Origin of the sequence: Haloferula rosea, from assembly GCF_016595525.1 — a bacterium.
Lineage (GTDB): Bacteria > Verrucomicrobiota > Verrucomicrobiia > Verrucomicrobiales > Akkermansiaceae > Haloferula > Haloferula rosea.
Genome location: NZ_JAENII010000019.1, coordinates 48,556 through 60,825 on the forward strand (window position 1 = coordinate 48,556; position 12,270 = coordinate 60,825).

The 12,270-nt window shown below is 62.2% G+C and carries 11 protein-coding genes; 6 read left to right on the forward strand and 5 right to left on the reverse strand.

All coding sequences use genetic code 11. The features are described from left to right. Positions 1-35: 35 nt before the first annotated feature. The 3 genes from hprK to JIN81_RS17765 all read left to right on the forward strand — a co-directional run bounded on the left by hprK (position 36) and on the right by JIN81_RS17765 (position 2,980). A complete protein-coding gene (gene hprK / locus JIN81_RS17755; protein ID WP_200283132.1) occupies positions 36-1,025 on the forward strand; it encodes an HPr(Ser) kinase/phosphatase in 990 nt (329 codons plus the stop codon). A gap of 144 nt (positions 1,026-1,169) precedes the next feature. Further along, entirely contained in the window at positions 1,170-1,436 is a 267-nt protein-coding gene (locus JIN81_RS17760) for an HPr family phosphocarrier protein (protein WP_200283134.1), read from the forward strand. A gap of 92 nt (positions 1,437-1,528) precedes the next feature. After that, positions 1,529-2,980: a Gfo/Idh/MocA family protein gene (locus JIN81_RS17765; RefSeq protein WP_200283136.1), complete on the forward strand. Its 1,452-nt coding sequence runs from the start codon at positions 1,529-1,531 to the stop codon at positions 2,978-2,980. A gap of 61 nt (positions 2,981-3,041) precedes the next feature. On the opposite strand, the gene rlmN is transcribed toward JIN81_RS17765, so the two are convergent. After that, positions 3,042-4,091, reverse strand: a complete 1,050-nt coding sequence (gene rlmN, locus JIN81_RS17770; protein WP_200283138.1) for a dual-specificity RNA methyltransferase RlmN — start codon at positions 4,089-4,091, stop codon at positions 3,042-3,044. Positions 4,092-4,218: 127 nt separating this feature from the next. Between rlmN and JIN81_RS17775 the strand changes: the two genes are divergently transcribed. Then, entirely contained in the window at positions 4,219-4,722 is a 504-nt protein-coding gene (locus JIN81_RS17775; protein ID WP_234045348.1) for a glycine cleavage system transcriptional repressor, read from the forward strand. Positions 4,723-4,755: 33 nt separating this feature from the next. Here the strand turns inward: JIN81_RS17775 and JIN81_RS17780 are convergent, their stop codons facing one another. Further along, the gene (locus JIN81_RS17780; RefSeq protein ID WP_200283142.1) at positions 4,756-5,319 is read right to left on the reverse strand and encodes an anthranilate synthase component II; all 564 of its coding nucleotides are present in this window, start codon (positions 5,317-5,319) and stop codon (positions 4,756-4,758) included. Between the two features lie 3 nt (positions 5,320-5,322). Next, on the reverse strand, positions 5,323-6,885 hold the full coding sequence (gene trpE / locus JIN81_RS17785) for an anthranilate synthase component I (protein ID WP_200283144.1): 1,563 nt from the start codon (positions 6,883-6,885) through the stop codon (positions 5,323-5,325). Positions 6,886-6,920: 35 nt separating this feature from the next. On the opposite strand from trpE, the gene JIN81_RS17790 reads away from it, so the two are divergent. Continuing rightward, complete coding sequence (locus tag JIN81_RS17790; RefSeq protein ID WP_200283146.1) at positions 6,921-8,777, forward strand: hypothetical protein; 1,857 nt, start codon at positions 6,921-6,923, stop codon at positions 8,775-8,777. 8 nt (positions 8,778-8,785) lie between these two features. Here the strand turns inward: JIN81_RS17790 and nagA are convergent, their stop codons facing one another. Continuing rightward, positions 8,786-9,922, reverse strand: coding sequence for an N-acetylglucosamine-6-phosphate deacetylase (gene nagA / locus JIN81_RS17795; RefSeq protein WP_200283148.1), 1,137 nt, complete (start codon positions 9,920-9,922; stop codon positions 8,786-8,788). Positions 9,923-10,077: 155 nt separating this feature from the next. Further along, positions 10,078-10,662 (reverse strand): CDP-diacylglycerol--glycerol-3-phosphate 3-phosphatidyltransferase, encoded by a 585-nt coding sequence (gene pgsA / locus JIN81_RS17800; protein WP_325100908.1) that lies wholly within the window; start codon positions 10,660-10,662, stop codon positions 10,078-10,080. 99 nt (positions 10,663-10,761) lie between these two features. Between pgsA and gnd the strand changes: the two genes are divergently transcribed. Continuing rightward, the gene (gnd, locus tag JIN81_RS17805) at positions 10,762-12,195 is read left to right on the forward strand and encodes a decarboxylating NADP(+)-dependent phosphogluconate dehydrogenase (protein WP_200283154.1); all 1,434 of its coding nucleotides are present in this window, start codon (positions 10,762-10,764) and stop codon (positions 12,193-12,195) included. The last annotated feature ends 75 nt before the right edge of the window (positions 12,196-12,270 follow it).

Consider the following 12,270-nt stretch of genomic DNA (forward strand, 5'->3'; position numbering starts at 1 on the left):
TCGCCACCGGCCCACCCGCTTTTACACTCCCCTTCATGGCACCCAGAGTGAAACAGCTGGCATCCTTGCCGATTGGCGAATTCTTCGAACGGCACGCCAAAGCGCTGTCCATGTCCCTGTTGAGCGACGCGCATGGATTCGACCGCACCATCAACGAGCCCGCCCCCAACCGCCCCGGACTCGCCCTGTCCGGATTCTTTTCCTACTTCGCCAAGAAGCGCATCCAAGTCCTCGGCAACTCCGAGATGTCTTACCTGAAGAAACTCAATCCCGAGATGCGCGGCGAACGCTTCGGCCGCATGTGCGAGCGGGATATTCCCGCCATCGTCGTCTCGCGAGGCGCCACCCTGAGCGACGACCTGCTCTCCATCGCCGCCAACCACCGGATTCCCGTCTTCAATACCAAGCTGGTGACGATGAAGTTCCTCAACGCCGCCACGCTCAAGCTCGAGCAGGAATTCGCACCGACGACCACGCTCCATGGCTGCATGCTCGACGTCCGCGGCATCGGTGTCCTCATCATGGGAAAGAGCGGAAGCGGAAAAAGTGAAACCGCCATCGGCCTGCTGGAACGCGGCAGCGCCCTCGTCGCCGATGACATGGTCCGCATCACCTGGGTCGGCGACGAACTCCGTGCCAGCGCCCCGGAACTCTCCCGTGGCTACATCGAGATCCGCGGCATCGGCATCGTCAACGTCGCCAACCTCTACGGTCTGACTTCCATCCGCCCCGAAAAGCGACTCGACCTCGTCGTGACCCTCACCCCCCACGCCAATCTCAATGACGTCGACCGGGTTGGAATCAAACCCAAGACCCACCAAGTCCTCGGCCAGAAGGTCCCCATGGTCGAAATCCCCGTGGCCGCCGGTCGTGACACCGCACGCATGGTCACCATCGCCGCTCTCGACCAGCAACTCCGGCGCCTCGGCTACAACATGGCCGACGAATTCAACGACCGTTTGCTCCAGCACATGGCCGAAAACAGCCGTGACCGCGGCACCCCGATCAATCCCAAAGGGCTCTGAGAACCCTCGAATTCCCGGCAGATACGCGACTTTCAGGGCTTCCCGACCCGGCCGATTTCGCGCTCCAAACCGACCTCGAAAAATCCCTTGGACGTCGCCCGAAGGCTCCCTAGACTCCGCCCGGCTTCAGGCCGATTCATCGAGATGGCTCAACGCGAATTTCAGATCCAGAACAAGCTTGGCATTCACGCCCGGCCCGCCGCTCAGTTCGTCAAAACGGCGAGTAAGTTCACCTCCGAAATCCGGGTGGAGAAGGATGGCGAAGAGGTTGATGGCAAAAGCATCATGGGACTGATGATGCTCGCCGCAGGCCATGGCTCCTCGATCACCGTGATCACCGAGGGAGACGATGCCGACAACGCGATGGCGGCGCTTGCCGACCTCATCGAGCGCAAGTTCGAGGAGGAGTAAACCCCCGCGGCTTTCACGGCCGGGAAGAGCACCACGGGCATTCCGCAATCCGACTGAAACACTCGGAAGCACTCCGGCGTAAGAATCGTTCTATGAAGGAATTGATTTCTCCGTTTGGACGTCGCCGTTTCATCCAGACCCTCGGTGCCACCGCCCTCAGCACCTTCCCATCCCTCGGCGCCGTCGGCGCAAACGAGCAGGTCCGACTCGGAGTCATCGGTTGCGGAGGTCGCGGCACCTCCCTGATGAAGCAGTTCCACGGACTCAAGAATGTCCGGGTCGTGGCCCTTTCCGACCCCGACACCGCCCAGATGGGCAAGGCGGCCAAGGTTCTCAAGGGTGGCTCCGTCCCGGAACAATTCCAAGACTACCGCAAGCTGCTCGAGAGCAAGGACATCGATGCCGTCATCGTCGCCAGCCCGAACCACTGGCACGCCCTTCACACCATCCACGCCTGCCAGGCCGGGAAAGACGTCTACGTTGAGAAACCCGTCACCCACAAGATGAACGAAGCCTCCAAGATGGTGGAGGCCGCGGAAAAATACGACCGCATCGTTCAGGCCGGGACCCAGAACCGCTCGGACACCGGGCTGATCAAGGCCTTCGATTTCATCCAGAGCGGCGAGATTGGCAAGATCACGGCGATTCGTGGACTCTGCTACCGCAACCGCGACTCCATCGGACGGGCCAAGAACCCACCGCTCAAACCGCCGACCACCTGCGACTACGACCTCTGGCTCGGCCCCGCCCAGGACCTGCCCATCCTGCGCAAGCAATTCCACTACGACTGGCACTGGATCTGGAATACCGGCAATGGCGACGTCGGCAATCAGGCCCCCCACGAATTCGACATCATGGCCTGGGCCCTCGGCGATCCCGCCATGCCAAGCAAGGTCCAGAGCTTCGGCCAGCGCTTCGGTTGGGACGACGGCGGCCAGACCCCGAACATGCAGGTATCCTGGTTCGAACTCGGCGGGGTCCCGGCCATCTTCGAGGTCAATGACATGAAGATCAAACCCGGCACCAACGCATCCCCCGCCTTCAAGGGCACCCGCGTCGGCATCATCGTCACCTGCGAAGGTGGCGAGTTCCGCGGCGGCCGGGGAGGCGGCTACATCGTCGGTCCCGATGGAAAGGAACGCCTGCACAAATTCCCCGGTGATGCAGGCGGCGGCCACGCGCAGAACTTCGTCGACGCCATCCGCTCGCGGAAGGCAGACACCCTTCGCGGCAAGCTGAGCCGCTCGACGGACACTGCCGCCCTTTCCCACCTGTCGAACATCTCCTACCGCTCCGGCAAGCCCGCCACCTCCACCGAGTTGCGCAACGGCATGCTGGCGGACTCTCCGGCACTCCTCGAAGTGCTCGACCGCCAGGAATCCCAGCTCAAGGCCTGGGGCATCGACACCAACAAGGTCCCCTACATGGCGGGCACAGAAGTCTCAGTCGACCCCGCCACCCGCAAGGTCATCGGTGATCTGGCCAACTCCGAGTTCGCCGTTCCCGCGCACCGGAAGGGCTACACCCTCCCTGAGAAAGTCTGATCGCCCGCCACGAGGATCCACGGGGGGCAGCAGCGCCCCACCCAAGAGTCCGGACGGATGTTCATGCCGAGAAGCGCTCGGTGCTCAACTGACCGCACCCGGCGGCCACGTCGAGCCCACGCTTCTGCCTGACCGTCACCGGCAGCCCGCTGTCCTGCAGGATCCGCTGGAAAGCATCCACCCGATCATCCTCCGGCGCCTGGCCGTCGAAACCTTCAGTCGCGTTCAGCGGGATCAGGTTCACCTGCACATGCATGCCTTCTAACAAGGCAGCCAAGCGCTTGGCGTGCGCGTCACTGTCATTGACCCCACCGATCAGGGTCCATGCCACCAGCACGCGCTGCCCCTTGATCTCGCTGTAATCCCGGCACGCCTTCATCAGTTCGGCCAGTGGCCAGCGGCGATTGATCGGGATCAACTTGCTACGCTCCTCGTCCGTCGCACCATGCAGGCTCACCGCCAGCGTGTAACGTTTCGGATGCCCGGCGAGTCGGCGGATGCCATCTACGTGACCTACCGTACTGATACTCACCCTCGATGCCCCGATTCCCATGCCACGGGTTTCCGTCAGGTGCTCGAGCGCGAGCATCGTCTCATCGAAATTGTGCAGCGGCTCACCCATGCCCATCATCACCAGATTGCGGAGTTTTTCGCCGTGGTGCTTCTGCAGCTCGGCCGCCACGTGGCGAGCCTGCGCAATGATCTCCGCGGCCTTCAGGTGGCGACGGAAACCCATCTGACCCGTCGCACAGAACACGCAGCCCATGGCACAGCCGACCTGGGTGCTGAGGCAGGCGGTGAAACGGCCCGGATATCCCATCAGCACCGATTCCACCTCCGCCCCGTCGCCAAGACGAAGCAGGAACTTGCGCGTCCAACCGTCTCCACTGGGCGTCTCGGCCACCTGCTCGGCTTGGGTGAATTCATCTCCCGCACGGGCGTCGATCCAGCGCTCCAGTGGGGGTTCGAATTTCCCGCGCTCGCCGGTTTGCAACCAGCGATACAGCGGCTGCGTGTGCGCACGGCTCACACCGTCCGCCTGCAAACGCTCGGCGAGTTCATCGAAGGTCAGCGATTCAAGCTTCGGCCCCACGCCCGAAGCGTCCTCCATCCGAATCACGGATCAAGTACGGAATCACATCCCCCACCCTGCAGGATTCCCACCGATCCCCACCAATCCCGTCCATCCTGCCAGAAAAGACATGACCTCGGCCTCACGAACGTGCTTCATGGGGCGGATGAATGCCTGCGTTGTCATGACCGTCCTCGCCCCGGATCGCACGGGGATCGTCCAGACCCTTTCCCAAACTGTCGCCGACTGCGGTGGAAACTGGCTGGAGAGCCGCATGGCCCGATTGGCCGGCCAGTTCGCCGGCATCCTCAAGGTCGAGATCGTTGAAGAAAAGGCCGCCGCGCTGATCGCCGCCCTCGAAGGACTTGAGGGGATGTCCATTCACGCCACCATCGAAGGTCCTGATGGCGACACCTCACGGGAACATCTGAACCTCGACGTGGTCGGCAACGACCGCCCCGGCATCGTCAAGGCCCTCTCCGCAGCCATCGCAGGCGCCGGAGCGAACCTCGAAGACCTTCAAACGGCTCTCGAAAGCGCGCCCATGGCCGGTCACCCCATCTTCCACGCCAAAGGCATCGTCTCACTCCCCGATGACCTCGCCCCCGGCGCACTCATCGAAGCCATCGAAACCGTCGGCGAGGACCTCAACGTAACCGTGGAAGAGTGAGCTGAGGAGTAACGGCTAGCCAACCGACTCCGATCAGAACTGCAGAAAGTTCTCCAGCAGCATCTTCCCCTTCTCCGTGAGGATGGACTCGGGGTGGAACTGCACCCCGTGGACTGGGTGCTCCTTGTGACACAGCCCCATGATCTCGCCTTCCTCCGTCCATGAGGTGATCTCCAGACAATCAGGGAGCGTCTCCCGCTTCACGATCAGGGAGTGGTAACGGGTCGCCTCCAAGGGATTCGGCAGTCCCTTGAACACACTCGCGCCCTCATGCAGAATGGGCGAGGTCTTGCCGTGCATCAGGCGGTCGGCGCGGACCACGTCGCCCCCGTAAACCTGCCCGATCGACTGGTGGCCGAGACATACTCCTAGAATGGGCGTCGTTGAGCCGAGTTCACGGATGACATCGCACGAGATGCCCGCTTCGTTCGGCGTGCAGGGACCGGGAGACACACAGATGCGCGATGGCTTGAGGGCCTTCACTTCATCCACGGTGAGCGCATCATTGCGGATCACCTTCATCTCCGCACCCAGCTCTCCGAAGTACTGAACCAGGTTGTAGGTGAAGGAATCGTAGTTATCGATGATCAGTAGCATGGCTCAATCCTCCAGGGTTTTGGCGAGGGCGATCGCACGCAGCATTCCCTTCGCCTTGTTGACGGTTTCGTTGTACTCGTAGGTCGGCTGCGAGTCGGCGACCACGCCGGCACCCGCCTGCACGTAGGCCATTCCATCCTTCAGAAGGCAGGTCCGCAGGGTGATGCACGAATCGTGCGACCCATCGAACCCGAAGTAACCGACGGCGCCGGCGTACGCACACCGCTTGCTCTTCTCGAGTTCGTTGATGATCTGCATGGCACGGATCTTCGGCGCTCCGGAGACCGTCCCGGCGGGGAAGGTCGCACGCAGCACATCGTAGGCGCTGTGCTCGTCATCCAGCGTGCCGGTCACATTCGACACGATGTGCATCACGTGGCTGTAGCGCTCGACGATCATGAAGTCATCGACCTTCACGCTGCCGTGCTTGGCGATGCGCCCGACGTCATTCCGCGCCAGATCGACCAACATCAGGTGCTCGGCTCGCTCCTTGGGGTCGGCGAGCAGTTCGGCCGCCAGAGCATCATCTTCGGCGGTCGTCTTCCCCCTCCATCGGGTGCCCGCGATCGGGCGGATGTCGATCCGTCCCTCGACGGAGCGCACATGCACCTCCGGCGAACTGCCGACCAAGGAAAAGCCCTCGAGTTCGAGGACAAACATGTAGGGTGAGGGATTCACATGGCGCAGCGCCCGATAAAGGTCGACCGGCGAGCGCCCGAATGGTGTCTCGAAGCGCTGGCTCGGGACGAACTGGAACACATCGCCGGCAGCGATGTATTCCTTCCCCTGCCGCACCATGTTCTCATATTCCTCCTGCGTCGTGTTGCTCTTCGCTTCGCAGGCATCCACCTCGGCGAGACCATTCAAGGCCGGCACGTGCAGGGGCCGGTTGAGCATTTCCACCGTCGCCGCGATTCTGCCTTGGGCAGCAGCGTAGGCTTCGTCCGGCGTCGCGTGCTCCTCGAGAAAGGCATTCGCGATGACCAGCACCCGGCGCAACCGTTGGTCGAAGACCACAAGCGTATCCGCGAGGACGAAGACCGCATCCGGCACACCCAGCTCATCCTTCGGTGGCTCCGCCACACTCGGTTCGAACTGGCGCACCGCATCGTATGCCATGTAGCCGACCAGGCCGCCGCAGAACGGAGGCAGGTTTCCGTGCAACACCGGGCGGTAGGGAGCCATGTGCCGCTCCAGAGCCGCAAGCACGTCGTCTTCCGCCGTCTCGGTGGTCACCTTGCTGCCTTCCCGAATGGTGATCTCCTTGCCACGAGCCTCGATCACCCGTCTGGGGCCGCTTCCCAGAATCGACCATCGTCCGCTCTTGTCGGTGCTCTCGGCACTTTCGAGAAGAAACGAATGATGCCCGTCGCGCACCTTCAGGTAGGCGGACAGAGGCGTTTCGAAATCCGCCGCAAGCTGGGTGTAGACCGGGACAATGTTGCCCTGATCCGTCAGCTGGGCGAATTCCTCAAACGAGGGTTCGATCGGGATCGGATTCACGTGGGCGGGAGTTTGCCCGCCATCCGCGGAGTGCCAAGTGTGAAGTGCCAGCTCATCGAGCATGAACAAATGCCCGCCGAGGCGGCGTTACCCCTGGGATGAGCCCTTCCTCCCCCGCCCTTGCAGCCAGCCTCCTGCTCGCCGCTCTTGCGCAAGCCACTTCGGTCGGAGTCGGTGAGCACGAGTGCCCGATCTGCGAGCGCGAGTTGAAGACCACCCGGGTAATGAGCTATTCGCAGTTCGGTGAGCCCGCCCGGGACCTCTCCGACCTTCCGCGATACACCCTTTTCGGCAGCCCGGAATCCTGCCCTTGGGACCTCTACACCGCCTTCTCCGACGGTTGGGAAATCGAGGACCCCGACGAACTGGCGTCGATGAAGAGATTCCTCACCACCCGGCCCCTCGCCATCCAGCTTACTCCCGCCGAGGCTGAGCTTCTGGGCGATGCTCCCCTGCCCTCATCCATTCGATCACTCCTCTGGGCACGAACCTGCAACCTCCAGCGCAAGCCCAACCCTGCCCGTGACCGCGACACGGCCCTCCTCCTCTTTTACAACACCCGCCACCCGGCCGATGCCTCGACCCGCCGGTGGAACCACCACTTCCGATCCGAGGCGATCAAGACCCTCGATGCCCACGCCAAGGATCCCGGAATCACGGCGGTCGAGCGCAGCATCTTCACCTACCTCGCCGGTGAACTCCGGCGACAGGCCGACGACCCTCAAGGCGCCAAGACGAACTTCGCAGAAGCACGAGAACTCGCCAACAAGAGCAAGTCGAAAGACGACGCATGGATCGAACGATGGGCGCAGGAGCAAACCCTCCTCATCGACGTGGAAGGGGTCGACTCCGGCGAACTCGATAGCTGGCTCATCCGCCCACTGCCGAACCCGTGGGGGGAATCCGAGAAGGTCGAAGCCCTCGCAGAGATGGCGTGGACCAAGCACAAGCAGGCGCTCGACACCTTGCTGGAGCGCGCCACCACCCGGAACGACACCAAGGCCGAGGCCATCCTGTGGAAAAGCATCGGACAGGACCCGGCCGCCCTCCTCGCTCTCGCCGAAACCTCGCCCGAAGACGCCATCGAGATGCTACCGAAGGGCTACCCCCATTGGGCGGAGTGGTTCCAGCGCATCGCAGAGACCGTCGACAAAGATGCCGCGCTCAAGGCACTGCTCGCGAACGAGCGAAATCGGAACATCCTCGGGCGGGTCGTCGGCTTCCAACGGGCCCCATGGCAGGACGACCCGAAGGTGAAATCGATGCTCCGCGACGCCTGCCAAAGCAATGACCCGACCCAGTGGCTCGAGAAGCTGTCCGCCTTCGAGAAACGGGACGTGCTCGGCGAAGTGATGGATGCGATGGAAAACGACGACCTCAACATGGCGCGGAACGCCGCCCGACTCGCCGTCCACATGCTCAAGGAACTCGACGCAGACCCAAAGCTCGCCAACTACCCGGTGTCCTACCTGCTCGCCGACCTGTGCGAAGACCGCAAAAAGTTCTCAAAGGCCGTCCAACCCCACCTGTCCGGAACGTGGAAGACCCCGTTCTGGAAGGCTTGCGTCACCTACGCGTCGGGAAATGAAAAGGTCAGCCAGGAACTCCTCAGCAGCCCCTTGCGGAAACAGCACAGCAGGGAGGACGGCATGGTGTTCGATCACCTCCTCTATCAGATGCTCGAGGCAGCTGGAGACCCCGCCCTCGTGCCGGACTGCATCAAGGAACTCGAAACCAAGGACTGGCTGGCTTCGGAAATCCAGTCATACGCCATGGCCATCGACGACAAGCGCCTCACTGCCGCCCTGCTTCAGCGCCTCGAATGGCTCCACCACCCACAGACCAAGAAGCACGAAGCCTATTCGATGCTCATGGAAGGCGAAGCCCTCGACATCGAGTCCCACCTCTTCACTGAGAAGCTGGAAGCTCTCCCGACGGTCGTCGCCGCACCCTGAATCCAGCCCTATTTCACCTCGCCAGCCACCAAGGTCTGATGGACGGAGAAGTCGCTGTTGAGCAGGACAATGTCCGCGTGGAAGCCAGCCTCGATCTTGCCGAAGCCCTCGAGACCCAGCGACCTCGCCTGGTTCCATGATGTCGCTTTCACCAGCTGATCCAGCGGCAGCTCGGTGATCCCGGCAACGTGCTTCACGCCGAGGTTGTAGCGCAGGGCCGAACCTGCCAACGCGCCACCTTCCTTGAGTCGGGCGGTGTCATTCTCCACGACCACTTCGAGTCCACCCAGCATCACCTCGCCCTTGTCGACCCAGGAGGCCGCCATGGAATCGGTGATCATCATCAGCCGGTCGATCGATACCCGCTTGAAGAGCAGCTTCAGCATGTCCGGGCACAGGTGGATCGTATCGCAGATGAGCTCGATCATCAGCTCGTCATCCAGCAATCCGGTCCCAACCACGCCGATTTCACGGTGATGCAGCGGGGTCATGGCATTGCCGAAGTGGGTCAGATGCGTCAGCCCCGCCTCCTTCGCCGCCATCACCTGCTCACATGTCGCGGCGGTGTGCGCGGCCGAAGTCGTGATGCCCGCCTTGGTCGCCTCGGCGATGAAATCCACAGCACCCTGCACATCCGGGGCCAGGGAAACGATCAGCGCGGGCGCGATGGCATGCAGCGCTTCGATTTCCGAAAAGTCCGGTTCGCGCACGAACTCGGGATTCTGCGCCCCCGCCTTCGACACATTGATGAAGGGTCCCTCGATGTGCAGACCCGGGCATCGGGTGAATTCCGGGTTCGCCATGTATTCGGCGACCTTCCCGACGATGCTCTGCAGTTTCTCCTTCGGCTGAGTCAGCGTGGTGGGCAACCACGTGGTCACCCCCTCCTGAAGCTTGCGCTTGGCGATGTGGCGGATGCCGTCGAGATCATCGTCGCATACATCGCAGCGATCCGCGCCATGGCAGTGGATGTCGAAAAACCCCGGCATCGCGATGCGGCCACCGCCGTCGATCACCTCGTCGGCCAGCGGTTTTTCACCCGCTTCCAGAACCTGGGAAATCCTGCCGTCCTCAATCAGGATCTGGCCATCGGCGATATCGAGGTCTGGCGACACAATACGGACGTTCTGAATCAGAGTGCTCATGGGTCAAAAATGGTTGCGTTGGCAGAACCATGACCTCCCCACCCAGATTTGCCAATACCGCGGCAGCATACGGCATGAAAATCACAAGATATTGCGATTCCTGACATCCCAGAGACCAAAGTTCCTCTCCCCCGCGAGGGGCCCGATCGACATCTTCACTTCCCCACCAGCAGATGCCGCCCGCTCCACACGTAGTTGCCGCCAGAAATCACGGTCAGCGCCAAGGAGATCCACAGCGAAGGCTGAATCACAAGGCCATCCCGGGCCGTCAGACCGGTCATGAATTGCAGGAACGGGCCCGCTTCATCAAGAGCCAGACAGCAGAGCTGGACCAGCCCCGCGATAATGAAGATCAACTGAAACGTGGTCTTCCACTTGCCCAGGCGGTCGGCAGCCAGCACCTGTCCGGCTTCCACCGCAATCTGCCGCAGCCCGGTGACCAGGAACTCCCGGCCGATGATCAGCGCCGTGACCCACACCGGGGCGAAATCCAGCACCGACATGAAAACAAAGGCCGCACAGACGAGAATCTTGTCAGCCAAAGGGTCCAGCAGCTTCCCCAGCGGCGTCACCAGCCCCATTTTCCGGGCCAGATAGCCGTCCAGCCAGTCCGTGGCGGCGGCCACCGAGAAGCTCACCAGCGCCACCAAATACCCCGGAAGCCCCGGGAAACCCATCGCCACCACAAAAACGGCGGCCAGGACGAGTCGGGAAAGGGTGATGGCATTCGGCAGGTTCACGCCCGGAATGTGTAGAATGCATGGCATCATGGCAACAAGGGGTTGCGCCTCATCGCCTGCTTCACTACACCGCCGCGTCCACCAAACTTATCATACAACATGAGCAACAGTGATTTCGGCCTCATTGGCCTGGCCGTCATGGGCCAGAACCTCGTCCTGAACGTGGAGTCCCGCGGTTTCCAGGTTTCCGTCTACAACCGCACCACCTCGGTCACCGAGGAATTCGTGGCCGCCCACCCAGACAAGAAGCTGGTCGGCACCTCGACTCTGGAAGAATTCGTCCAGTCCCTCGCCACCCCGCGCAAGGTCATGATCATGGTCAAGGCCGGTGGTCCCGTGGACGCGGTCATCGAGTCCCTCATCCCGCTCCTCGATCAGGGTGACATCATCATCGACGGTGGCAACTCGCTCTACACCGACACCGAGCGCCGCGACAAATACTGCTCGGAAGCCGGCATGCGCTTCATCGGCGCCGGCGTTTCCGGTGGTGAAGAAGGCGCCCTCAAGGGCCCATCCATCATGCCCGGCGGACCGGAGTCCACCTGGGAAGTGATGAAGCCGATCTTCGAAAGCATCTCCGCCAAGGTCGACGGCGAGCCATGCGTCGTGCACATCGGCGAAGGCGGCGCAGGCCACTTCGTCAAGATGGTCCACAACGGCATCGAATACGGCGACATGCAGCTCATCTGCGAAGCCTACAACATCTTCAAGGCCGCCGGCTTCTCGAACGAAGAGCTCGCCGACATCTTCGCCGACTGGAACGAAGGCGACCTCGAGAGTTTCCTCATCGAGATCACCGCGAACATCTTCAAGCAGAAGGATCCTGAAACCGGCAAGGACATCGTCGATCTCATCGTCGACAAGGCCGGCCAGAAGGGCACCGGACGCTGGACCGTCATGGGTTCGGTCGAACAAGCCGTTCCATTCTCCACCATCGCCGGATCCGTCGAAGCCCGCATCCTTTCCTCCATGCGCGACCAGCGCAAGGTGGCCAGCGGCATCCTCGAAGGCCCCGACAACTGGACTTGCGACCTCGCTGGTCTCAGCAAGGAAGACCTCGTCGCCAAGGTGCGCAACGCCCTCTACGCGTCGAAGATCGTCTCCTACGCTCAAGGCCTCGACCTCATCAGCAAGGTCGGCGCCGACAAGGGCTGGGACCTCAAGCTGGGTGAGATCGCCAAGATCTGGCGCGGCGGCTGCATCATCCGAGCCCGCTTCCTCAACCGCATCACCGAGGCCTATCAGAGCGACACGCCTCCGACCAACCTGATGCTTTCACCCTTCTTCACCGAAGTGCTGAACAAGGGTCAACAGGACTGGCGCGAAGTCGTCGCCCTCGCCGCGACCAACGGCATCCCGGTTCCATCCTTCGGCGGTTCCCTCGCCTACTACGACGCCTACCGTGCTGAGCGCCTGCCAGCGAACCTGCTTCAGGCCCAGCGCGACTTCTTCGGTGCCCACACCTACGAGCGCACCGACAAGCCTGAAGGCGAGTTCTTCCACACCGAAGACTGGCCGGACCTGATCAGCTGATCCTTCAGCCCCTCCCACGAGTGGTGGGGCTCTTCAGAGCGCGGCTTTTCAAGCCGCTTCATCATTCAAGAAAAC